Genomic DNA, 24,676 nt, shown 5'->3' with positions numbered 1-24,676 from the left:
AATCCGCTCCTCTTCTCTCGCGGCCTGTATCCTCCCCGTAAGGGCCCGAAGCTGGCCCTGGTATTCTCTTAACGAATTTTCTGCTTTCTTAAGGTGAGTTACATCCTTGGAAATTACGGTAATGGCGATCGTTTCTCCCTGTTCTCCTCTCACGGGGCTTAATGTCCGGAGGAAAGGTTTATTATCCCTGAAACTTTTGTATTCGAACTCGGTGGATTCTCCTGTTTCGAACACATGATTCACGTATCCAGGAAACGAATCGCTCGGGAATGTATGGAGTTCGCTGTAAGTCCTGCCGATGAGCTGCTGCAGTGTGAATCCCACCCGTTCCAGATAAGCATTGTTCGCAAACAGGTATCTCAAGTCTCTGTCCAATAAATAAATAGAATCTTTTGTCGATTCTACCAATGAGCGGTACTGCTCTTCGGACTTTCGTAAGGCATCTTCCATTATTTTGCGTTCGGTGATGTCTCTCACGATGCCCCGAAAGCCGGTCGGTTGACCCCCCGTATCCCGGATGAGTGATATGGAAACTTCGATATCCCTGCGATCACCGTCCTTTCTGATAATCTGCCACTCAAAGTTCTTTACCGGTTCGCCGGTTCGGTAGACCCGGTTGTAGACTTTATAGACCTTGCGGGTATTTTCTTCATCCGCATATTGGCGGTTATTCATCCCCAACAGTTCTTCTCTTTCATAGCCTATGATCTTGCGCATAGACTCGTTGAAGAACGTAAAGTTGCCTTTGATGTCCACTTCATGGTAGCCCTCTTGCATATTTTCGATGATTTCCCGGTATTTTCCCTCACTCTCCCGCAGCGCCTCCTCCGCCCGCTTGCGCTCGGTGATGTCAAGCACCTGCGACATGACCGAGATCATTTTCCCCGCGGAATCATACAGCACGGAATTGTACCACTCGCAATGAATGACCGCTCCTTTCTTGGTATAGTTGCGGTTTGAGGAAACAACATGTTTCGACTTGCCGTCGGTAAGCCGCTGCATGACGCTTTGTACGATCGGAATATCCTCCTCGTAGATCATGCGTATTTCAATGATCGGCCTGCCGACCGTTTCCTCGAAGCTCCAGCCGAACATCTTTTCAGCCGCACCTGTCCACCGTGTTACAACAAAGTCAGTGTTCCATTCAACCACGGCCATTGGAGAGTTGTCAGTATGAAAACGTAGCCGCCCTTCACCCTCCCGCAGCGCCTCCTCTGCCTGCTTGCGCTCGGTGATGTCCCGATTCACCGATATCCACAATTCGCCATATTGTGGATGTTTAAATGTTGAAACATTGGCATGACACCAGAATGAGTACCCATCCTTTCTGATATTGTGTACTTCACCATTCCATACTCCTCCCGCTTGTTTAAGACTTCTGATAATCTCGTTTGCAACGGCCTCGGGGCTTTTTTCGCCCGGAGCATTGATAATACTCACGTGTTTGCCGACCAGTTCGCCCGGATCGTAACCAAACACGCTATCAAAGCGTTGATTTGTATAAATAATCACGCCATCGTCAACGCGAACCAGATGTACACTTTCCACTATGTGCGCCAAAATCTCGCTGTGAAGACGCAGCGCCTCCTCCGCCCGCTTTCGCTCTGATTCAGATTGCTCCAGTTCCGTAATTTTCTCTCTTAGAGAAGTCAGTTCCTGGATCAATGCCTGCTTTGTCTTGGATTGATCTTTCATAGGGTTGTCCCCCAGTGTTGAGATGATCTGTGCGGTGGAAACGGTAACGAAAGACGAGCTATATCTGGGTGAGAGTCTTCAAAACCGCATAAATTTTCGTGTTTAATGTTAGAAGTTATAAGGGGGTTTTTGTCAAGTAGAATTGTTACCGATAACCGCAGATTACCACTTAAAATCGTCTATATTATGAGATTTATCAGCCTAACTACTTCAGGAAGGAGTCCCTTGGTTCCACCTTCGCATTAGACTCGCAGTCACATTTGTAATTCCGTTTTTTCATCTTGCTGCTTTGTCACCTTTGGTGCTTTCTTAACCGTCACCCCAACTTGTCGAATCGGAGGCATTTCGACCTTCTTCTTGGCCAGCAGTTCGGATACGGTGAGAAGTTGAATTTTCGGATACTTCTGCCCCCAGAAAACGGACTCATAGAACACCGCTGTAACCGCTTCCGTTTTAATGGGGGAAGTAGACTCCTGCATCGAGATAAGGACCCCAATCGCTTCCCGTTCCAAAACTCCTTTCAGGTCTCAAACGTGCGAGGAGCCGACCTCCACGACGACATCGGCCGAGCTGCACTTCCCCTGGCCGGAGACTACTGCCGCGTGGATCTGCGCCACCGCGGCCATGTTGTGAAGAGCGCCATCGGGCTCACAGGTAGGAGGGGTAGGTGCGGTCGTATGCCTCTTTGGTGAGGAGGCGGTATTCGAGAAGGCCCTGGGCGAGGGACTTGATAGCGTCGCCCTTTCCATAGTCCATGGAGAAGTTGGCGTCGTAATCGGTCCCGGCGGGGCCGGAGGGAACGACGCCGCCCAAGTGAGAGAGCCGCTCGGGGTATCCCATCTCCCGGAGGAGCGCCCCCTCGCTGTGCTCGGCTCCCCGGATGTTGAAGAACTCTTCCGCGTTCTCGTAGCAGGTGATGAGGGTGGGGCAGAGGATGGCTTGCGTGTGCTCTTTCTTCACGGAGAAGGCCTTGCCGGCCAGCGTGCGGATCCAGTGGCAGCCCTCGTGATAGACCTGGCAGTAGTGGGGCGAGATGAAGTTGGCGAAGCGGCTCTTGGACACGGGACCCGGCTTGACGCCCGCGAAGACGTGGTGCCATGCGTACAGACCCGCCGGCAGGGTGAGACAGAGGAGCTGGAGGTCCGAGCAGGTTCCCCGGGTGCAGCCCTTGTAGAGGGCGCTGCACCGGTCGAGGAAGGCCTTGGAGCCTGCGGCACGGAAGCGCTGTTCGAGCTGCTCGGGTTTCTGTGCGGGGCCGAGGTGCATCGTGGCCGAGTGGGTTGTGGCATCAACGGGGGCCTGGGGGCCCCTCTTGCCGGGGAAGCCCGCGAATCCGTCGCCCCAGAAGAGGAGGATTTTCTTCGTCCCAAGGTTCGCGATGAGGTCGGCAAGGAGGCTGCGGCCCCGCGTGAAGGCCAGAAGCTTCACGACGGCAAGGGTGAAGGCCGGAAGGAGATCCCTCTCGGAGGGGCATTTGGCACCATCGACGGGTTTGAGGGTCTCGATCCCGTTGGCGAGGAAGGCGGCCAGGTCGTGACCGGCCCCGAAGACGGTCTTCATGTCAGCGATGATGGTGTCACGGGAAGAAGGGGCCATGAGTCCGTGCTGGAACATGAGGGTGTATTCGAGCTTGACCAGGAGGGGCTTGATGTTCCAGTTCTTGCGATCGAGCTGCTTGTTAACCTCGTCGTAGAGGTAGTCCTCGTGGTCGAGGGCGCGCCACCAGTGGTATACGTACGAATCCTCTCGACAGCAGTGCGACTCGACCCAGTCGAGAATGGCTCCGTACTTTTTCGCGTCCGAATTCTTCCGGGTCGTGGCGACGATCTTCCCGAGATCCTTGGCCATCTTGTCGACCATGCCCTGGCCGGAGAGTCCGGAGGCGGCCATGGAACGCAGAGCGGTCAAGACGCTCTTCAGCGAGCTCGTGGACTCGCGAAAGTGAGGGTTGACCGCGCGAGCCCGGGCAACGCAGTAGCCGACGGACGAGAGGGGTGTCGTAGCCATGAGGTGGAACCTCCCTCATTCTTTTTTTTGATTTGTTTGATAAGAATTCCTTTTTTAGCGAATCAAGTATAAGGAATGTGCTGCTTGTATGTCAAGGCATTTTGACTACAAAATGTGGTGAGTTCTGCCGTTCGGTTTCCGTGTGTTCATTGAAGTAAAATCAAAAGCGGCCGGATGAAAAAAAGGAGTCTTTAAAATTTTCCGTAGATATTTTTCTTTTGCCGGCTTCAATATCCTTTATGATTTGTATAATCCTGTCATTTATCGGCGTAGGAATACCCATGCGCTTCCCGTTTTCGGCGATATACCCATTCAGATAGTCTATCTCAGTGGGTTTGCCCCGATCGAGGGACTGCAGGCTCGATGATTTAATTTTGCGGTACTTGAAACCGATCAGGTATATGATGAGGTGTCTTTTTACGTTGTTTAAAATATTTTCATTCTTTAAGAATTTATAATAATCGAGCTTCCCCGCGTAGACTTCTACCTTAAGACCCATCGCGTCCGAAACCGCGATCGCTTCATGCATGATACCAATGAAGATTTTCCTGATCTTTTTCACCGAGAGCATTTCACCGAGCGTAAGGCCGCACAGAGCGCCCAGCGAATTGATACATGAATTGATTATAAGTTTCGAGTAGAGGTATCCGGTAATGTTTTTTGAAATCTCAACGGGAACGACCGTGGAGAGAAGCTCCTGTATGAAGGGCAGTCGGCTGTCATCGTTGTAGTCGATGTTTCCTATCACGAACTCGCCTGTTGAAGTCATCTCCATCTCTCCCGGCGCATGCATCGTCGCGCCCCACCCGACAACACATCCGATGGTCCTTTCCCTCCCGACAATTTCTGCCAGAGCGTCCTCGCAGATGCCGTTCTGAAGCGACACAACAACGGATGTCTCCTTGAGGAAGGGCAGCAGATCTTGTGCGGCTTCGAGCATCTCGGTGGCTTTGGTTGCGAGAAGAATAATGTCCTTTTTGCCGCTTAGTTCCGAAATTTTAGCCACAGCCGGCATCGCTACAGTGAAGTCCCCTTTCGCACCGAAGATATGCACACCGTTATGTTTGATTTTTGCAGCCAGATCGGGATATTTACACACCAACTCAATGTCGTACCCGGCGCGGGCGATGAACCCGGCGGTTATTCCACCGATTGCTCCTGCTCCGATAACAGCGATTTTACTTTCCCTGGTAAACATAGAATCACTCCTGTGATAAAGATGTGTATCTATAAATTCTCTTTCGGGTGCTAAGAGTATAAGCGAATCGGCTTTGTGGGTCAATATTCTTATATCGCACTATGTGATGTCGGTGGAGAGTATGATGAAACGGTGAAAAGGACGGATATCGGTATTCAAGGGAAGTTGTGGATGCCGGGAAAGCGGTTGTTACCGAAAACGAAAATCATTTGCTAAATTTCTTCGGGTGAGAGCTGGATATAGTTCTGAACCATGCCGGGTTTGAGCAAACCAATTGTTAAATGATACAGGGCGAATAATTCCATTGAGAATGGCAGGTAGCCGAAGTAGCCCAATACCGGCATTTCAAAGATGTGAAGGAAATCGAAGAACGGTATGCGATATATCCACTTCGGATATGAGTAGAAGTTCCACATTTCCCAGAAGAAACCGCAAATGAGACACCCCACCCACAGCGCCAACACCGGCCGCCAGTCACCCACAGCAATGTACTGGATAAGCGTGTGGTTCTTCAGCCGGACATTGAACGGTTCCAGTATGAAATAGACTGAAAGCCAGACGAAAGGAAAGAAGTAAACAGGCCAGATCAACATCAATGCCAGCATAATACAGCCTGTGATAAAGAGAGTAATTAGTGTGGCTGGAGTCAGTACAATGCGAAGAGCACATTTCATTTTATTAATCCAGAGGAACGTACCGGCTAATTCTGCCGTACCGAATACCGCCGGCATAACCGTCGAGAAGCTCAGCGATGACAGCAAAAAGTACTCAGCACCAGAGAAAAGATTTTCACCAACATAGTACCAGTTTTGGGTACGCCAGTTTATGACTTCAAAAAGCCACCAGGCCGGCGCCGAAATGAAAAAGAGAGCCACATAGGCGCCGGGGCTGCGGGTTAACAGTGAATGGCCTTTTCGGATGAAAACCAGCGCGTCAACAGTAAGGCAGTACCCTAACCACATGGGGAAAAATCCCCAGTGCGTGCGAGGTCCGGACAGGGACCAGTTCATGATCCAGAAAGTTATGGACAGGACTATGCCGATCCAGCCGTGTATCGGCCATTTCTGAGCATGTGTTTTCCGCATCGTGTCCATTTTTCAGTAATCCCGGATTCTCGCTGGTACCTGCCCTCGAATGTAAGTGAATTCCAACCTGTCTGTCAAGGAGTTTGCCGCTGTTTGATATCAATTGGATTTCGTTCATCAATAGTACAGACAGGCGGGACGCCTGTCCTACCGTTCAAGGTGATTGAGTGGCTCGTCCGCGAGCATTTATTGTTTGAAGGCGAATTGTTATGAGTATTTGTTGAAAAAATAAGAAAAGTATAATAGATAGTCAGGCCTAAACAATAGTCTGGAAAAGGGAGGAATGTTAGATGAAAAAAAAGCAGTGTGGTTACGAAGGTGAGACTGATAAGAGGATTCTTATGAAGAAGTTGCTTGACGGAGAGATTACAGAGGAACATTTACAACCTTATCTTGCGGAACTTCCCGACGTAGCTTCTTGTGCGGATGAGATGATTATAGAGTAATCCAGGGGGTTGATCGTTTATTTGCGTGGAAAGGGTTATTATGCTCGCTGATTCTCATGCACATCTGGAGATGAATGATTTCGACCGAGACAGGGATGAAGTTATAAGGAGGGCTGAAAATGCGGGAGTTGATCTGATTATAACGGTTGGTACGACTCTCGATGATTGCAGGAAGGCTGTCTCCATCGCCAATAAGTATAAAAATGTGTATGCGGCGATTGGAATTCATCCCCATGAGGTGAAGGATATCGATGAGACGACCTATGAGACTCTCAAAAAACTCGCAAAGATGGATAAAGTTGTGGCCTTCGGGGAAATCGGACTTGATTTTTTTCGTAATCTGTCGCCGCGGGATGTACAAATAAGGAGATTCGGAGAACAGTTAGAGCTGGCAAGCGAAATTGGATTGCCCATAATCATACATGACCGTGACGCCCATCAGGAAACCCTGGAGATGCTGGGGGGATGGAAGGGAAAGCACAGAGGGGTTGTTCATTGTTTTTCAGGAAACTATAAAATGGCTGAAAAGTGTCTTGAAATGGGTTTCTTCATATCTATACCAGGGGCAATCACTTTCGGAAAATCAGAAAAACTGCGGGACGTGGTCAGGAATATTCCCGTAACCGATATCCTGGTGGAGACAGATGCACCCTATCTGACTCCTCATCCTAATCGGGGAAAAAGGAATGAACCTGCCTATGTTATTCATACAGCAAGAAAAGTAGCCGAAATAAAAGGCTTGTCTCTTGAAGAATTGGCAAGCGTGACATATCAGAATACCAGGAATGTCTTTGGTATAAAGTAAGGAAGTCTGAGAATAATTACCCGAACATAAGAGAAAATATTTTAACAAAGTCTTATTTTTCATCCCATGAAAAAAGTCTTATTTGTGGTTGCCGGTGGCCAGATCAAAGATCTGGCGTTTTTCCGGTCAAAACTGTCTGAGGTGAACCCTTCCGAGATAATCTGTGCGGACAGCGGCGCCAGCCATGTATACGGCATCGGTATAGTCCCGCAGGTAATAATCGGTGATATGGATTCTTTAACACCGGTTATGCTGGATTACTTCAGGGAGCGGGGAAGCAGGATCATCAGATATCCGGAGACGAAGGAAGAGACGGATACACAACTGGCTTTGGAATATGCGTTCAGTATGGCTCCTGATGAAATCTATGTGTTCGGCGCCTTTGGAAGCAGGATCGATCATGTTATGGGTAATATATCGCTGCTGGTCCTGGGTGCGAAAAAGGGCATACACACAAGATTGATTGATGAATGGTGTGAAGCTTTTGTTGTTACCCATAACTGTGTCATTGATGGAGAAATAGGGCAGACTGTGTCTCTCTTACCTTTTTCGGATGTGGTGACAGGAATAACCCTTGACGGGTTTGAATATCCGCTCAAAAACGGGGTGATGGAAATCGGGAGACCGTACGGGATCAGTAATCGATTAACCGCCACGAGGGGTGTTATTTCTGTAAGTACAGGCTGCCTCCTGGTGATCAGGTATTTCAAAGAGGGGGTTTTCCCCTGAGGAAGCAAATGAAGATAGTACGGGTTTTAACCATCGCCGGTTCGGATTCCTGCGGCGGTGCGGGAATACAGGCGGATTTAAAGACAATCACCGTATTAGGGGGGTATGGTATGAGCGTTATCACTGCCCTTACCGCCCAGAATACGCTCGGTGTCCAGGGTATTTATGCGGTTGCGCCGGATTTTGTGGAAAAACAGTTTGATTCTGTGATGACCGATATTGGTGTTGATGCCGCCAAAACAGGGATGCTGACAAATACCGGGATTTTAAAGGCTGTTGCAGGAATGGTCAGAAAATATGGCATTGAAAAGCTCGTCGTCGATCCGGTAATGGTGGCCAAGGGTGGAGAGGCATTGATAACAGGTGAAGTAAGGGAAGCACTGATCGGAGAATTGATCCCGATGGCCGTTGTTGTGACGCCGAATATCCCTGAGGCCGAGGTTCTGGCCGAAATGAAGATCACCTCCGTTCACGACATGAAAAAAGCGGCAAGGGTCATTTACAACTGCGGCGCGAAGAATGTAGTCGTTAAAGGTGGGCATCTTACAGGGGATGCTGTGGATGTCCTCTATGACGGGAAGAAATTTTACACATTTTCTTCCGAGAGGATAGACAAGAAAGACACGCACGGTACAGGATGTACTTTCTCTGCTGCCATCGCAACTCTGTTGGCCAGAGGGAAAAGTGTATTTGAAGCCGTGGAAGAGGCAAAGACATATATCACAAAGGCAATCAAATCTGCACACAACATCGGCGCCGGACACAGATTGATAAACCATCTTGCTCCACTTTTACCGGATGAGTGAAAAGGTTGTCACTATTGCGGTGGATCGGGTATTAAACAGGAAATGGACCTTTGTTAGGCAACAGTCCCGGAAAATCTAAGGCATCTCGTGATACTGCGATCAGTATTGTCCATCGGTTACAAAATGCCGGTTATGAAGCCTATTTCGTAGGTGGATGTGTGCGCGATCCCCTGCGTGGTGTGGAACCCGGAGATTATGACATCGTTACCTCCGCCAGGCCAGATGAGGTTTGTTCTCTGTTTTCCCGCACCGTGCCGGTGGGGATAAATTTTGGCGTTGTCTTGGTGGTCGAGGAAGGGCACAATTACGAAGTTGCAACTTTTCGCACCGAGAGCGACTACGAAGACGGGCGCAGGCCGGCTCATGTTGAATTTACCAATGCTGAGGGTGACGTGCGTCGCCGTGACTTTACCGTTAATGCCCTCCTCATGGATCCCCGCAAAGGTGATATCATCGACTATGTCGATGGCAGGCGGGATATTGAGAACCGTGTAATTCGCACGATAGGCGATCCTGAAGAACGGTTTGCCGAGGATCATCTCAGAATGCTTCGTGCTGTCCGCTTTGCCGCCAACCTTGGCTACCGGATCGAGACGGCAACGTTTCATGCAATCAAACAACACGTCTCTTCACTCCGCAACATCAGTGCGGAACGTGTCCGTGACGAGTTAACGAAGCTCCTTACGCGCGGAGGCGCGCGGCGTGGCATGGAAATACTCGCGGAAACAGGGATTCTATCAGAAATTATGCCCGAGGTCGATGTCCTTCGTGGTGTCGAACAGCCGCCGAGGTTCCACCCTGAAGGCGATGTATGGGAACACACACTCCGAATGCTCGACCTGTTGCCTTCGGGAGAAGGTGTGGAGAATGATATGCGGATTGCCTGGGGAATAGTCATGCACGACATCGGTAAAGCGCGTACTCGTTCCGAGGATGAATCAGGCATTCACTTCTATGGCCATGTTCGTGAAGGGGAAAAGATCGCCGATGCATTGATGCGACGCCTCAAGTTCTCGCGTGCGGAAACAGAGACAATTCTTGCCCTTGTTCATTGTCATATGCTGTTTATGAACGTCAGGGAAATGCGTCCGAACAGATTAAAGCGTTTCCTCAGAATGCCCGATTTTGACATGCATCTTGAACTTCATCGCCTGGACTGTCTTGGGAGCCATGGTGTTCTTGATAACTATGAGTTTTGCAGGAACAAGCTGACAGAGATGGCGGATGATGAGCTGCATCCTCCGCGCTTGCTCAGTGGAGATGATCTTATCACCATGGGTTTCCCTCCGGGCCCCCTTTTCAGCGAGATACTGCGTATTGTTGAGGACGCTCAGCTTGACGGAGAGATATCGACATCCGACGAGGCTCGCAGACTGGTGATGGAACGATGGGGTAAAAAATCACCGGATGATGTTTAGAAAATTTGATGGAAAAGAAATTGCGAGGGACGTGTGAAAGGAACAGAAGGTTTTATTAGTATGAATTGTTTCCTCAAGGTTTCAATTGCCTTTTTTCTCGTTGTTTCACTTGTCACGGGTTGTGCAGAACGGCGTGCATATAGTCCTCCAGCAAAGGTTGTAGAAAAGAAGCTCGCCCATATGGGCTACACCATTCAGGTTGGCGCCTTTTCTCATGTCGAAAATGCCGTCCGGCTGACTGACCGGCTCCGGGACCGAGGTTTTAAGGCCACCTATTTCGCTGCCCGTGTGGGGCTATACAAGGTGAGTTTTGGTAATTATCCTTCAAAGATGATTGCCCGTGAAAAGGCGGAAAACCTCAAATTGTCGGGGGTGATCGATGAATACCATATCGTAACTCCTGATGAATATGCTATCGCAAAGCAACAAACGCATGGCAACATATATATCAGGGAGGAGCTTATAAAGACGGCACAGAAATTTATCGCCGTTCCCTATCTCTGGGGTGGCTCTTCATCAGACGCCGGCTTTGATTGCAGCGGGCTGGCAATGACTGTATATCAATTAAACGGTCTTGACCTTCCCCGTTCATCTAAGGACCAGTATGAGGCGGGGACCCCTGTTGAGCGGGACAGCCTTTTGAAGGGAGACCTTGTTTTTTTTGCGACGTCAGGAAGAGATAAGGTCACGCATGTGGGTATATATGTTGGGGAAGGTCGTTTTATCCATGCACCGGGCAGAGGCAAAAATATTCGTGTGGATCCCCTGTCAAGAAGCTATTACAAAAAACGGTATATCGGGGGAAGGGCGTATCTATGAACACTGTTGCAGAAGTCGAAAGCGATTTGTAATAATCTTAAACTTGTTCGCGAAAGAAGGGAGAACATGAACATGAATAATCTTATGGTTACCGGTGGTTGCGGATTTATCGGAAGCAATTTTATCCGCTATTTACTGGAAGAAACAGAATTCACGGGCAAAGTCATCAATGTTGATAAACTGACCTATGCAGGGAATCCTGAAAATCTCAGGGGCATCGACGCACAATATCCCGGCAGGTACATCTTTCATAAGGCGGATATCTGTGACGCGGTTCTGATGGGGAAAATCTTCAGTGATTATACTATCGACGCTGTCTGCCATTTTGCAGCGGAATCGCATGTTGACAGGTCGATCAAAAGACCCGAGAGTTTCATATATACAAATATCGTTGGCACTTTTAATCTTCTTGAACTTGCCAGGGCAAGAACTGAAAAATTTCTTTTGTTCCATCATGTAAGCACGGATGAGGTATATGGCAGCCTTGGGCAGGAAGGATATTTTACAGAAGAGACGCCATACCGGCCCAACAGTCCCTATTCAGCGTCAAAGGCGGCATCGGACCACCTGGTTCGCGCCTATCATGAAACCTTCGGATTGACCACCGCCATCTCCAATTGTTCTAATAATTATGGCCCTTACCAGTTTCCGGAAAAACTGATTCCCCTGATGATTCTCAATGCTGTTGAAGGGAAACCCCTGCCTGTTTATGGAGACGGCAGGAACGTCCGGGATTGGCTGTATGCCAGAGATCACTGTGAGGCTATCTGGACAATCATGAAGTCGGGTAAAAGAGGAGAAATGTATAATATCGGCGGCAATTCGGAAATGGAAAACATCGTCATTGTGGAAATGATCTGTGATATCCTTGATGAGATGCTGCCGTCATCTGATGGAAAGTCCAGGAGAGAGCTGATCACGTTTGTTAAAGACAGGCCGGGACATGATCGGAGATATGCCATTGATTTCAGCAAATTACAAAGTGAACTGAACTGGTCTCCAAAGGAATCGTTTGCATCGGGTATCAGAAAAACAATAGAATGGTATCTTAATAACAGAGCATGGATTGAGAATATCAGAAGTGGTGAATATCAGGCATGGATTAAAGAGCATTATGGACAATAGTTGAAATAAGGAAATCCGGCACATTCCCCACATTTCGCCAAATGATTTGGAATTATAAAAGGAGTAATGCAACCAAAGTTAAATTTTTAGAACTGAATGCTTCGCGCCGCAAAGCCTATGTTCGCAATATCATTGAATGTGAGGTTTAACTCATTGACGCTCTGTGCTTCTTCTCCTGAGTCTTCGTATCTGAAGAATCCTGTGCTCTGATAGATGTTTCCAAGGGAGAGACGGCTTTCATCAACCTTCATGATTTTAAACAGGTTTTGAAAAGGATCGAATTTGCCTGGCGATATCACGTTGACACCTTTATGATCAGGAAGAGAAAACCATTTATCGAGAGGATAGCCTTCCAACTCGAACCATCCCATAAAATTGTATATATCGGCTTCCTCCAAAGCGGCATCTTTCCAATGGATAATGCCGTCCATCCCCACCTCTCTTTCCTCGCACAACTGCTCTAACCTTACTCCTGACGGATCAGTCTTCTGTGTCGTCGGAGTTTCGTCGTACCTGCCGATTTTGCTTTTTGCGAGCGCTTTTTTTCTCTTTGCCATATGAAACCTCATTTCAATTTTTTTAACTCATTAAGATGTAGTGGTGGACATTTATTACTATCTTAAATCATATTTCATGCCAGAACTGACCGGCAGATGTAGTTAATTTAACTGGTTGTAATAATACGTGAAAATGATACTAAGAAGTTTTTTCGGAAGAGGACTTCGGGATAGTTAGCGTGTAGTTATCTACGCAGTGAGAAAGGTACTATACATAATAAAGCCAGTTTCTCGAAAGGCTCTCTTTAGTTGCCGTCAAGATTTTAATTTTTATTAACTAAGATCACTTTGTCTGGTGTGTTCTTTCAGCTTCCATTTTTTTGCTACTCTCTTATAGACGCAACCTGCTACACCATTTCCCCGCTCCTTGCCTTATAAAACTTTATGGCTTCCTGACCACTCTAGGGATGAATACATGCAATCATAACGATATAGAATTTTGCCCGGATAACGCCCGAAAACGGTCTTTAGGGTAGGTAAAAAGAGTAAAAGGTGTCCTCCCCCCTATCAGAAAGACGACGTCCTATACATTCCCACCGTAATCATCTGCACCCCATACCATATCTTGTGATCATTATTTCATTGATACACATGGACGCTCATCGTATACTTCCGGCTCAGAGAATCGAGTTCTTATCAAATCATCATTCCTCTGCCGAATAAAATTCAAAATTTCGGTAGCAACTTCTTCTGGCTTTTCAAACTGTATGGCATGACCACTTTCCAGTGATACCAGTCGGTTTTGATTATTACCGGTAAATAGATGGCCAATGAATTGTAGAACCTTATTGTTGTCAACAATCCGATCATTTTCTGCCATAATAGCAAGCACTGGAAGGGTGTTCTGCAGTATTGCGAACCAGGAAAGCTCCTGAATTTCATCCATGATGCTTACGGATTTTAATGTAATCATGGTTGTTTTAAGATCATCGTTGTCAATAAAATCAAGCCATTCATCGATCAGTGTGAAATCGGTTGCTTCCATGGGAATTGGGATACAGGCATGGTTCCGTTCGGGTTTCAGTTTGAATTCAGAAATCATATCCATAACGATTTTTTCTGCGATACTTAAAACTGACCTGAACCGCTCGTTCCAGAAAAAGCCCGGAGTTAGCAGGATAAGGCTGGAGAGCATATCTCCCAGTTTGGCCGCAGCAACAGAAGCGTATTGTGAACCCTGGCACCAGCCTGCAAGATGAATCCTCTTAAAGGACTTCTTTAGAAATTCGATGTGCTTGATCACATCTTCAATGACAAATTGAACAGAACCCAAGTCTCCGCGCTTCTCATTTAAACCGCAACCCCGCCGGTCAGGTGCAACAACGGATATGTCCGGCGACATTGAACGCAGCTGATTTGCCAGAGGCGCCTGCCAGCCAGAATGACTCATGCCCCCGTGTAAAATCAGCACCACATTTTCCCCTTCGGTTTTACCCCAGACACGGTAATGAATTTTATACTTATCGGGCATTTCGAGAAAATGAACTTCGGGTGTGCCGTCGTCCGGAACAATGGGCATACGGCACTGCATTCCAAATCCAGTATTCCAGTTTTCAGCCGGGATGACCTTAAGTCCCTGAACTGTTTTGAAGTAATAGGGAAAACTCAAATTCAGCAGACCATTGCGGCCGAATTTCAGCATTGGTTCCACCGGCTCCCGCTCTACCAGATAGTCACCGAATGCCCCTTCATGGGCAATGAGACTTTCTCCGGCAGCAGAGGCTGCTATAAGTGCGGCCCTTGTGAGCAACGAGGTTTCACCCACATGGCATCCGATGATAATTGGCCAACCCAGTTTTTTCAGCTCTTCAATCAGTCTTAAAGCTCGTATAAGACCGCCAACCCGCGATATTTTAATATTCGCTATGAATTTTCCAGGTATATTTTTATAGAGCGATAAATCATCCAGGGTACACAGGCTTTCATCCAGAATGACAGGCAGCCCTGTAGCCATACTGATTTTGCTTATGTCTCTAGCATTTCGTGATCCTACGGGTTCTTCCAGTGCGAATACCCGTCCACCCAGTGCCGTAATATGCGCTATGGCTTCGTCACATTGATCCTTCCATAAATTATTCGCGTCAAAACGAATACGTATGTCTTTGGTGTTATGCTGAATACATAAATCTTCAAGAATATAAAGCTTTTCCATGTCACGTTCGAGATTGCCATTTAACTTGATTTTAAAATCAGAAAATCCTCGGATCAGATATTTATCTACCAGCGTGGTATATTTCCATTTTTTATCGTCCCCCAGAACGGCAGTGTAGCGACCACAGAGTTCGTAGCCATCTAGTTCAAGCAATCTTTCAACATTGCAACCTCTCTCCCGGGAAAAAAGATCAAGCAGTGCCATTTCTATTGCACACCACGCCGACGGGTACTTATCGATTGCTGTGCTGTTATTTTCGACCCACTGTTTCAGGTCGTCCAGTGTTTCGAAATTCACCTTCCCGGTTGAAAAATTTTCCTCTACCCATTTGACACTCGACTCAAGATCATCACCGGCCACATAGGTTCTCGGACAACCCTCACCATATCCCTTGTTTCCATTTCTTTTTGCTTGGATCCAGATGCTCTCTCCTTCATTTCTGGTTGCCGCGGCATGACGGATTGTTGTTTTAAATCTTACTCGCAATGTCCTTACTTCTATAAGAATTGTCTGCTTAATCATACGATTTTCTCCATTATCCGTGGCCGCAGAATCTTCGAACCACTTCCAGTAATACTTCCACACCCCAACCGAAGGCATCGACTCCAATCCTCTCATTTTTACCGTGAATCAGGTTTGCAATGGGCTCCTGGGGGTCGTTGAGCATCGGTACAAAACCGTAAGTTATGATGCCCAACTTGTCGTAGTGTTTTGCGTCGGTGTATCCTGTGTTCAGGTATGGAACCATGATGCTTCCTGGTTCCCGCTGCTTGAGCACCCGCTCAATTGTATCCAGCAGTTGGTTTTTGTCTGAATACACCAACGGATCCATCCACTTTAGCAACTCGATCTCTGCGTCCTCGCCCAGTACCGATTGGAGTTTTTGACGAAACCCGTTGAAGGATTGCCCCGGGAGCACCCGGCCGTCCAGAATCACCTCAGCCGTGGCCGGGTGCACATTTTCCTTTTCTCCAGCCCTCAGCAAGGTGGGAGAGGCGGTTGGATGAAGGAGGGCATAGAATAGACGCGCTTGGGATGGCTTCATCAGCGATAAGGCCAGCCGCTCGGTCAAAGGATGGAGCAGAGCTCGCAAGGCCCATCCCACCGGAAGCTTTTGCGCATCCGAGACGCGCTCGACAAAGCAGCGAACCGGAGCGCAAAGATGGCGTGGCAGACCCTGGTGGCGAAGCCGTGTCAAAGCCTGGGCCAGTTGATTGATGGCGCTGTTTGGTAAAGGCAAGGAACCGTGTCCGCTCTCTCCCTTGAAGCGTACCCGACACCAGGCGCAACCGCGCTCCGCTGTCTGCACCACGAAATAGTTCTTATCTTTGATTTGAATCCGAAAGCCCCCCACTTCACCCAATGCAAACTCCGAGCGAATCAAGTCGGGATGTTCCCGCACCAAAAAACCCGCGCCCTTCTCACCACCGCACTCCTCGTCGGCCACGGCCGCAAAAATGATGTCGCGCCGCAAAGGAACGCCTTCTCGGCGCAGAGTCAGCAATGTCATCAGCGACATAGCGGTCATTTGCTTCATGTCGAGCGCGCCGCGCCCAATTAGGTAGCCATCCTTTACCTGGCCAGCAAAAGGAGGAGCGTCCCAACCCGAAGAATCCGCCGCCACCACATCTAGATGGCTGGCCAGCAACAAGGGTTTCTTTGAGCCATCCCCCTGTAACCGGACCACCAGGTTGCCCCTACCTGGCTCGGGTTCCAGCACCACGGGTTCAAAGCCCTCCTGACGCAAGACTCGCTCCAAATATCGAACAGCCTGGATTTCTTTTCCTGGAGGATTTGTGGTGTCTAAAGTGAGAAGAGCTTTCAAATGGGAGAGCCCTTCTCGTGCCACGCTCGTAAGAGCCATCCTAAACCTCCTTGTCAGCTGCAGGAACGCTCATTCGCGCCAGCCAGCAGTTTGGCGATTCGCTGCTGGTTGCGATCCGAAAACTGCGTCTGCAAGAGCCAAGGTTGCTGGTCTTCCTCTTGCAGCAGGCTCTGAAGCTGAACGCTGGCATTTTTCAAGTTATACTTGAGGCGCGCGAACTCCGCCTGGCGGTCATTTGTTTGATTTTGATAAGAATTTGCTTTTTGGTGTGCAAGTATATGAGGAAGGCGTTTGTGTGTCAAGATAATAAAAACAAAAGGTATCGTGGTCATCGATGGGAAGACTTAGCGGCGGTGAATGAAAGAATTAAATCTTACAATAATCGGTCGCTTCTGTCAAAAAAATCAATCATGTCCACTCCTGTAGCTGTTTATAGTCCACGGAACCCGAAATCTTCCGATTATTACAAGTGCGTGCATGAACATTTTGAAACCTTTGTCCGTATCTATATGATGAGCATTTCTCAATGCAGTACGCATTCTGGCAACCTTCTCTTCAACAGGTTATTTATCGGTATCTGGATTGCGGAGATTTCCACAACGGCTTTGCCCGTGTCCGATGCGGGGACTGCGGCCATGAGTATCTTCTGTATTCTTTCAGTTTCCATTTTTTTCCAGGTTATCGCCGAAGCCTACTACGCACGGTTATACTGGATAATATAAAGCAAGTACTCACCACATCACTCCTTATTCAACACCTCTTTCACCTTTTGCGATAGAGTGTTCATGCTATAAGGTTTCTGAATAAAACCGTCACAACCCCGCTCCAGCATCTTTATTGGACGTACGTCTATGCTGTATCCGCTGGAAAGGATTACTTTGATGCTTGGATTAATCGACTTAAGAATGTCGAATGTCTCTCCCCCACCCATTCCCGGCATGATCATGTCCAGGATGACCAGATCAATTTCCCCGCGTCTGGCGTTATAAATTTCTATGGCTTCCTGACCGCTCTTGGCAATAAAAACTCTGTACCCCAGCAGTTCCAGAATCTCCTTGCCCACATCAGTGATCACGTCCTCATCATCCACAAGAAGAATACCCCCCTCACCCCTTACAATATCTTCAGAAACTTCCAACTCCTTAATAACTTCTTTATCCGAAGCAGGCAGATAGATAGTGAACGTTGCCCCTTGCCCCTGCTCACTGTACACGTGTATTATGCCATTGTGTCCCTTAATAATGCCGTAGGCAGACGAAAGCCCAAGACCCGTGCCCCTTCCCATCTCCTTCGTTGTAAAAAAGGGATCGAATATCCGCTCCTTCGTCTTCTCATCCATCCCGATACCTGTGTCTTTTACCGAAACCTTTACATACTTTCCGGAGCTCACAAAAAACGGTTTCACAAACTCATCATCAATAACAACATTGGCCGTTTCCAGATACAAGTCCCCGCCACCAGGCATGGCCTGCCAGGCGTTTACATATAGATTCAAAAGCACCTGCTCGATCTGCCCTCGATCAACTTCCACCGCCCAGAGACCCTTCTCATACTTCCGGTGAATACTGATCTCCTTTTTTGTCCTTCCAAATATCGACGAGGTCTTGTCGATGATCTCATTTAAATCAGCCACAGTGATTTCGTATTTCCCGCCGCGGGCTAATCCCAAAAGCTGCCTGGTAAGGTCCGCGCCACTTTTTACCTGTTCTTCAATCCCCTTGAGTTTCTCATAAAGGGGATGACAGACATTTATATCAAGAAACATCAAAGAAGCATATCCCTGAATACCCGCGAGAAGATTGTTAAAGTCATGGGCAATACCTCCGGCAAGGGTGCCAATAGACTCCATCTTCTGTGCATGAATCAATTGTGATTCAAGTTTCTTCTGCTCGGAGATATCCTTGAAAATTCCCACGATACCGATTACATTTCCTTTCAAATCGAGGTTTGGGGCCCCACTTATATTAAAAACCCGTTCTGAGCCATCTTTGTGAAGGATAGTACCAATTCTGTCCGTTATTGTGAGTTTTTCATCCCTTATCTGCTTGAAAAGGTGGATAACGTTGCTGATATCCTCTTTCTTAATAAAGTCAATGAAGTATCGTCCTATAACCTCTTCGGTGCTATGCCCAAGAACCTTTTCCCAGGCAGGATTTATATAATTAAACGATCCATTGATATCCAGCGTGTAAATAATGTCGGGGGCGTTCTCGCTTAAGGATCGGATCCGTTCTTCATTCTCAAGAACTTTTTGATAGGATAGAGCATTTTTCATGCTGATTGCGATCTGAGTTGCGACGCCTATCAGGAGGCTTAGATCACTCTGCCTGAGATGTCTCTTGGATCGCATGTTATCAACCATCAAGACGCCCATGGACTCGCTTTCGAAAACGATGGGGACGCAAATAAATGACTGTGTGCCCATTATTTTAGCAAACTCCTTACTCCTTCTTGAAAGGTGGGTTTCTATTTCAGTTATGTCATCAATCAAGATGGGTTTCTGCAATCGAAAAGACTCTATGACAGGTCCCTTGGACTGAGGCTTATCAAGATGAAACTCTATTCCCGTAAGGTACTCTTCATGCTCAGGATTGTAACCGTAACCCACGGTATAAATAAGACGGGTCTTTTCCTGGTTGGAGAGCATGATCATGCCACGATCAAAATCCAAGCGGTTCTCCATTGCTTTCATAATCAATTTGAGCAACTTTTCACTGTCTAAAATCATGGAAGTAGCCTGGCCGATTTCCTGAACAAGCATGGCGTTGTTGTAGCGAATATTGATCTCATCCAAAAGACTGTCGGCTAAATCACCCTGATTTTTGAGGCTTACTTCGAGATACTTTTTTTCCACATACTCGGAGTAAAGGGAGAAAATCATTGCAAACAAAATGTAAAGCAAAACAGGCCCTACCCACTGCATTCCTGGCAGATTATAAATAAATGCGGGGCAAATCCCAAATACTGAAAGCATAATGTAATTACGGATTCTCTTCCATATCGAGGAGGGATTTTTTTCCCAGCTTATTATGTAATGGCAGTTGTCCCCTCCTTTATGCAAACAGGTTGGATGTTCGATATTGGCAAATTTTGTTGTAAAGGGCTTAGCAATGGCTTCAAGTGATCCTATTCGATACTCACACTGGAAGGGCTTTTCCTCAACTCCGGGATTTGGTATAGCGACAACTTCAACCTGGTTTGAACTGAGCCTTCTTATCTGAACTGTGCTGGCGCGACTGAAGAATTGGTAGAGTTTCCCAAGTACTGTATATGCGGCTAAAGGCGTTATAAATCCGATTGTATATTGTCGTATGGGACTTACGGCTTTAGAAAGTGTTATAAAGCGACCAACTTTGCGGGGAATATCATGATCATTTGTTTGCTGTATAATGATTTTGTTAAAAAGATCTATTTGTTTTTGGCCAAACCAATGGCCTCCATCTTCAAGCTGGTAAGAGGTAATACCGGCGTAATTAAGGAGAACAGCTATATCGACTTCGGGATGATGTTCACTAATATATTCTATGTAATTTTTAATAAGTCTGCTGTTGTATAAAGGGATATCTTTCATTATTAAATTCTTTAGTATTGAGCTTCACTACTCATAATTCAATTTGAACCTTTGCTGCATATACTCCACAAATTCGTTTGGGTGATGCAACGCATTCAGAATCCACAGTTGATATCTCTTTTCGCAGGGAACGTTCATAATATCGGAATAAATAGATGGATAAATTAGAACGGGAATGCTGTCAAGTTGATAAACTCCTGTCAGGTATGCAATGGCAAGGGAAAGTACTTTCCATGGAAGACATTCCGTATCGATTACAATGACTTTGATACTGTTCAAAAGCTCAGACAAATTTACTCCCACATCAGACTGATTGACAATCAAAACTGCTTTCAAACAACCCCTATTAGAGAGAGAGTAGACCTTCCACTTTCTTATAAAACCGAGCCGTTGGGCAACATTTTCCAGAGATTCATCGGTGATGTCTTTTCGTGCTAAATTTAGTACGTTAAACATCAAACCACCGGAGTAATGTTTGTAAAATTGTTCTAACTCCCATAATTCGGAAGATGTACTTTCATGTAATGACCACCCTGTCGGTAGCTGATTCTGAGGCATTCCGACAGGAAATGTCACATAAGAAAAAAGATCAAGTGAACCAATCTGCGGATTATTCATTTCCCTTGCAAAGCCGCCAAATACATGGTCAGGAAATGAATTCTCCGGACGGAAATAGCACAAGATATAGTCCATTTTTGCAGAGGGCAGATGGTACATGCCGTACAAAAACTGCACCAGCTGTTTTAGAACAATGAAGCCAGGGCGTTTTTTTGCAATTGGCCTCGCCGCGTGATGGTGAATCATCCAGGCACGCTCATAGGCTCGTATCATGGACATATGACCATAGATTCGCCCGTTTTGTTCATAGGTTAAATGCGCAGCAATCTCGGGGTTCTCCTGGTAGAGTTTCCTGTAAGTATTTTTAAATTCCTCTCGATGATATTGGAATAACTTATACTTTTTAGGGTATATAAAACCGGTGTCAAAAAAGAACTCCCAGAGGGCGTCCATGTCCACTTCAGTGGATATGCAGGAATGGGGGTCTGCGTTTAAACTGAGGATGCGATTTAAACGGCTATAACTATGGATGTCCATATCCAGAATGGCAACGCCGCAGCAAATTTTATTATCATCCTGCTTCCGGCGGTAAATTATCTGAGCTGTACAGCTCATTTTCAGTTCTCCGGCATATACTATTGATAGCCCGTGTATGACCATTCCTGGTACAAGTACTTCATTATCCGCGTCGTCGTATACAGAAAATCCGGTAATAGAGATATTGAAAATTTCACGTTGTACATTCCTTTTGAAGAAAGGATGTTCAAACGTAGCTATTGGCGGTGGTAAGATCTGACGGCGAGGAAGGCGTATTTTTCTTGCCTTGAAACGATCGATGCATTCACTCAGAGGAACAAGCACAATTTCCCAACCATAATTATCATGCTGTTGCCGAAGACAGAAACAGTTTCCGGAAAAAAGGACTTTGTCATTGCTGGTAAATCGGACCGTAGATACAACATCTTTATTAAACAAATGAAATGAAGAGGGTACCTCTGTGTTCACATTTATGCGGAAGGAGAGTGGACCGAAATCCACCAGTTTACCTCTGGCAAGGAATCCACTTTGCGTCAATTCTGCAGTTACATCCCGGCAAGTGAAGCGACCGGTCCGGCGCCTGCTGAGAAGATAGCTCTTTTCCGGTATCAGTATTTTTAATTCTGTTTTGCTTATACTAAGCAGTGTTGCAGGTATGAGTATTATAGATTGTTTTTCTCTTACTATTACTATCAGGTAATGGAATTGGAAATTTTCAAGGCTGAAACTTGTGTGAATTTTATCCCAGGAACAGGTTAATTCATCGTTGACGCAAACCTCGGGCTTGGCCTTTACAAGAATTTCTTCTTCATATTTGGGATGACGTAATAAGACATGAACGTAACCACCCATAAAATGAATATAGTTTAGTGTATTTATCAGCTTATCTTTTTCAAGATGGTTGCCTGATTCGATTGCATTTATGAGGTCTTCATGCTGGAAAAGCCATGGGGGAAGGAAGTCTTCATCAGATGTTTTTCTAAATCTCGCGATATCAGTAGGAATATTCTGCGAAGTTTTTTTTTCTTCCATTTATCGAAGGGCTACAATCCTTTTAATATAACATTTGTGGTAATGATACCATTTATTGATCTCTTTACCCCTGGATAATAGGTAAAAGAGCTAGTGTTTAAGCTAGTATTCAGCTAATCTATATCTATATACTGAATGTTATTTTATTGTCAAATTTTATATCTTCTCATACAGCGGGGTTTAAATATCCTCTTGGAAATATGATTTAAGGTTTCGCAAGTTCTTCAACCTTTGGACCACCCTCTGTTTGGCAAGGACTGCCTTATAATCTCAATATACCCTGCAAGCCCAACGGCCTTGAATGTCTCCTCGACAACTGCACCTATGGTATGTACCACCGTACCATCCGGATCAGGCATTGGTGAGGCAATGACGAGCTTGTTGCCGAACCTCCGGAAACTCAAGTCTACAAGGCTGTAAGCCACAATGACGATGCCTGATAAAGAAATAAGTTCTGTTTCGAGCGTGAGGCATTCCGTGGAAATCATGTCCTTCAGGAATTCTGGTAATTTAAATTTATCAACGATTTTCAGGCCAAGGAGTGAATGATACTGAGAGATAAAATCTTCTTCTATTTCCGCTTGCTCATAGTCGTCGTTATAGAGCGACCTGTATATGGCGATGATAATCTTGCCTATTTCGAGGAGGAGTCCACCAAGCTCCACCTTTTTTGCATCGTTGTCCCTGAGCCCGAATTCCTTTGCCAATATTCTGCCGCCCAGTAGTGAAGTTGCAAAACTTTTGGCAAAAATAATTTTCACCTCCTTGTCCTTTGAAAGGGCGGCAAACGCGAGGAATATGATGAGGACTCGCGTAAAGTCCATGCCCAATCTGGACACAACTTTGTAGAATGTATCAACAGGTCCTCTTTTGAGCTGTCCGTAATAAACGGAGTTTGCTATATTAAAAAGTCTTGCCAGAATTTCATCTCCGATCTTTGCCTTCAGCAGTTCAATTTGCCCCTCACTTGCGTCGGGATTATTAAGCAGATCAAGCACCTCCGGATCAAAGCCGAGATTAACACTGTTGAGTATTTTATCTTCAATATCTAAGAGAATCTGTTGTGCTTTTTCAGTGTCCATTTTTAACAGTTCCTTGTAAGGGTAAAATAAGGTAATGTTCATTTATATGGGATAATAGTAAGTAAGAGGGTGTCACGTTTCTAAGATCACAAGGTCAATATCATCTCACCTCTATAAGCAGTTTTGCCGACTCCGAAAAAAGTGCAAAAGAGTATGTTGCAATGCATCCCTGATGGCAGTGGCGAGTAATATCCACGAAAGCTAAGTGAATTCATCTTTCCGATAATCCTCTGAATGGACGTTAAAAATCCTATTGTTATCCTAAAGGTTTGACATGAGGAAACAGTTGCATAGAAGCCCGGGAAACAAATATAGTTAAGGTTATTAAGCCGATTCTGCTTCTCCGGATGACGGGCGGATTTAATGATATTAATCAGGGTATCGTGTTGGAAATGCAAATGTGGAGGGGAGGCTTCTTTGGGAAGCATTTTAGAAGGAAAAATCTCGATTGGCAAATGCTGTCCAATCTTGCTAGTTTCCATTAATGGCAATATAATCTGGAAAAACGATATAGTTAGAGTTACGATACTATCTTGTAAATTGGTACCCCCTATCCGTTTTTATACTCGTATCATGGAATGAAGCATTTGCTGCCAAAGAAACAAGAGACATAAGGGTAAGGCAAAATAATTTTTGCTCCACATTTTCCATGATCTCTCTTCATTTTAATGATAATAAAATGAAAACATTGCATTTTCGACGCGGATATATACTAAATCATTAGTGTCCGGTTAATTGAAAATTCTCGCGTCAGAAAACAAATATTAACGGATAATTAAGCATGTTTTTTCTTTTTATCGACTTGAATTTTTTTCTGCCGTATTGCCACTCCAAAACGATAAGAGGGGTGGCTCATGTACACAGGGAAAACAGTATTCTCCCAACTCATGGACTTTCTGCCAATGTATGAATTTCGAAAGTGCGTTGACCGGTACGGCGGTAATTATCATACAAGCAGTTTCTCCTGTATGGACCAATATCTATGTATGGGCTTCGCCCAGCTAACTTACCGGGAAAGTCTCCGGGATATTGAAGCTTGCCTTCGTTCCCGCAAGGAGAAGCTGTATCACCTCGGCATCAGGGGTAGGGTATCGCGAAGCACCCTTGCAGAGGCAAACGAAAAACGGGACTGGCGAATGTATGCCGACTTCTGCCAAATTCTGATTTCTCAAGCACGCTCCCTTTATGCCGATGAAGACTTCGGTGTCGAACTCAAAGAAACCGCCTAC

Annotated in this window: 21 protein-coding genes; 9 read left to right on the top strand and 12 right to left on the bottom strand. The window is 46.3% G+C overall.

Going from position 1 to position 24,676, the window contains the following annotated elements:
• From NTW12_11090 to NTW12_11070, 5 genes are all read right to left on the bottom strand, one after another.
• Positions 1 to 1,695 (bottom strand): PAS domain S-box protein (locus NTW12_11090; GenBank protein ID MCX5846882.1); only part of this gene is annotated, 1,695 nt, incomplete at its 3' end.
• Between the two features lie 254 nt (positions 1,696 to 1,949).
• The gene (locus NTW12_11085; GenBank protein MCX5846881.1) at positions 1,950 to 2,207 is read right to left on the bottom strand and encodes a hypothetical protein; all 258 of its coding nucleotides are present in this window, start codon (positions 2,205 to 2,207) and stop codon (positions 1,950 to 1,952) included.
• A 136-nt stretch (positions 2,208 to 2,343) separates the two neighbouring features.
• Entirely contained in the window at positions 2,344 to 3,702 is a 1,359-nt protein-coding gene (locus tag NTW12_11080) for a hypothetical protein (GenBank protein ID MCX5846880.1), read from the bottom strand.
• 160 nt (positions 3,703 to 3,862) lie between these two features.
• Positions 3,863 to 4,900 carry a 2-dehydropantoate 2-reductase gene (locus NTW12_11075; protein ID MCX5846879.1) on the bottom strand — a complete coding sequence of 346 codons (1,038 nt, stop codon included), beginning with the start codon at positions 4,898 to 4,900 and terminating at the stop codon, positions 3,863 to 3,865.
• A gap of 212 nt (positions 4,901 to 5,112) precedes the next feature.
• Positions 5,113 to 5,994: a hypothetical protein gene (locus NTW12_11070; GenBank protein MCX5846878.1), complete on the bottom strand. Its 882-nt coding sequence runs from the start codon at positions 5,992 to 5,994 to the stop codon at positions 5,113 to 5,115.
• A gap of 281 nt (positions 5,995 to 6,275) precedes the next feature.
• Between NTW12_11070 and NTW12_11065 the strand changes: the two genes are divergently transcribed.
• The 7 genes from NTW12_11065 to rfbB all read left to right on the top strand — a co-directional run bounded on the left by NTW12_11065 (position 6,276) and on the right by rfbB (position 12,133).
• Positions 6,276 to 6,431 (top strand): hypothetical protein, encoded by a 156-nt coding sequence (locus tag NTW12_11065; GenBank protein MCX5846877.1) that lies wholly within the window; start codon positions 6,276 to 6,278, stop codon positions 6,429 to 6,431.
• Between the two features lie 40 nt (positions 6,432 to 6,471).
• Positions 6,472 to 7,236 carry a TatD family hydrolase gene (locus tag NTW12_11060; protein MCX5846876.1) on the top strand — a complete coding sequence of 255 codons (765 nt, stop codon included), beginning with the start codon at positions 6,472 to 6,474 and terminating at the stop codon, positions 7,234 to 7,236.
• A gap of 66 nt (positions 7,237 to 7,302) precedes the next feature.
• The gene (locus tag NTW12_11055; protein MCX5846875.1) at positions 7,303 to 7,965 is read left to right on the top strand and encodes a thiamine diphosphokinase; all 663 of its coding nucleotides are present in this window, start codon (positions 7,303 to 7,305) and stop codon (positions 7,963 to 7,965) included.
• A gap of 8 nt (positions 7,966 to 7,973) precedes the next feature.
• Complete coding sequence (gene thiD, locus NTW12_11050; GenBank protein ID MCX5846874.1) at positions 7,974 to 8,771, top strand: bifunctional hydroxymethylpyrimidine kinase/phosphomethylpyrimidine kinase; 798 nt, start codon at positions 7,974 to 7,976, stop codon at positions 8,769 to 8,771.
• A gap of 50 nt (positions 8,772 to 8,821) precedes the next feature.
• Entirely contained in the window at positions 8,822 to 10,189 is a 1,368-nt protein-coding gene (locus NTW12_11045; protein MCX5846873.1) for an HD domain-containing protein, read from the top strand.
• Between the two features lie 60 nt (positions 10,190 to 10,249).
• Positions 10,250 to 11,008 (top strand): NlpC/P60 family protein, encoded by a 759-nt coding sequence (locus NTW12_11040; GenBank protein MCX5846872.1) that lies wholly within the window; start codon positions 10,250 to 10,252, stop codon positions 11,006 to 11,008.
• A gap of 72 nt (positions 11,009 to 11,080) precedes the next feature.
• Positions 11,081 to 12,133 (top strand): dTDP-glucose 4,6-dehydratase, encoded by a 1,053-nt coding sequence (gene rfbB / locus NTW12_11035; GenBank protein ID MCX5846871.1) that lies wholly within the window; start codon positions 11,081 to 11,083, stop codon positions 12,131 to 12,133.
• An 86-nt stretch (positions 12,134 to 12,219) separates the two neighbouring features.
• Here rfbB and NTW12_11030 read toward each other — a convergent pair whose 3' ends face one another.
• The 4 genes from NTW12_11030 to NTW12_11015 all read right to left on the bottom strand — a co-directional run bounded on the left by NTW12_11030 (position 12,220) and on the right by NTW12_11015 (position 16,999).
• Positions 12,220 to 12,690 (bottom strand): hypothetical protein, encoded by a 471-nt coding sequence (locus NTW12_11030; GenBank protein ID MCX5846870.1) that lies wholly within the window; start codon positions 12,688 to 12,690, stop codon positions 12,220 to 12,222.
• A gap of 574 nt (positions 12,691 to 13,264) precedes the next feature.
• Positions 13,265 to 15,364 carry an alpha/beta fold hydrolase gene (locus NTW12_11025; GenBank protein MCX5846869.1) on the bottom strand — a complete coding sequence of 700 codons (2,100 nt, stop codon included), beginning with the start codon at positions 15,362 to 15,364 and terminating at the stop codon, positions 13,265 to 13,267.
• Positions 15,365 to 15,377: 13 nt separating this feature from the next.
• Positions 15,378 to 16,706, bottom strand: a complete 1,329-nt coding sequence (locus NTW12_11020) for a M20/M25/M40 family metallo-hydrolase (GenBank protein MCX5846868.1) — start codon at positions 16,704 to 16,706, stop codon at positions 15,378 to 15,380.
• 14 nt (positions 16,707 to 16,720) lie between these two features.
• Positions 16,721 to 16,999, bottom strand: a complete 279-nt coding sequence (locus NTW12_11015) for a hypothetical protein (GenBank protein ID MCX5846867.1) — start codon at positions 16,997 to 16,999, stop codon at positions 16,721 to 16,723.
• 194 nt (positions 17,000 to 17,193) lie between these two features.
• Between NTW12_11015 and NTW12_11010 the strand changes: the two genes are divergently transcribed.
• Positions 17,194 to 17,445 (top strand): transposase zinc-binding domain-containing protein, encoded by a 252-nt coding sequence (locus NTW12_11010; GenBank protein MCX5846866.1) that lies wholly within the window; start codon positions 17,194 to 17,196, stop codon positions 17,443 to 17,445.
• Here the strand turns inward: NTW12_11010 and NTW12_11005 are convergent.
• From NTW12_11005 to NTW12_10995, 3 genes are all read right to left on the bottom strand, one after another.
• Complete coding sequence (locus NTW12_11005; GenBank protein MCX5846865.1) at positions 17,407 to 20,238, bottom strand: PAS domain S-box protein; 2,832 nt, start codon at positions 20,236 to 20,238, stop codon at positions 17,407 to 17,409. The two genes, NTW12_11010 and NTW12_11005, sit on opposite strands and share 39 nt — an antisense overlap.
• Positions 20,239 to 20,265: 27 nt before the next feature.
• On the bottom strand, positions 20,266 to 22,365 hold the full coding sequence (locus tag NTW12_11000; protein MCX5846864.1) for a PilZ domain-containing protein: 2,100 nt from the start codon (positions 22,363 to 22,365) through the stop codon (positions 20,266 to 20,268).
• Between the two features lie 224 nt (positions 22,366 to 22,589).
• Positions 22,590 to 23,447, bottom strand: coding sequence for an HDOD domain-containing protein (locus NTW12_10995; GenBank protein MCX5846863.1), 858 nt, complete (start codon positions 23,445 to 23,447; stop codon positions 22,590 to 22,592).
• An 854-nt stretch (positions 23,448 to 24,301) separates the two neighbouring features.
• Here NTW12_10995 and NTW12_10990 point away from each other — a divergent pair.
• A partial coding sequence (locus NTW12_10990; protein ID MCX5846862.1) for a DUF4372 domain-containing protein occupies positions 24,302 to 24,676 on the top strand: 375 nt, incomplete at its 3' end.

It is taken from the genome of Deltaproteobacteria bacterium (genome assembly GCA_026388545.1).
Lineage (GTDB): Bacteria > Desulfobacterota > Syntrophia > Syntrophales > UBA2185 > JAPLJS01.
This window is presented reverse-complemented; position numbering and strand designations above follow the sequence as displayed.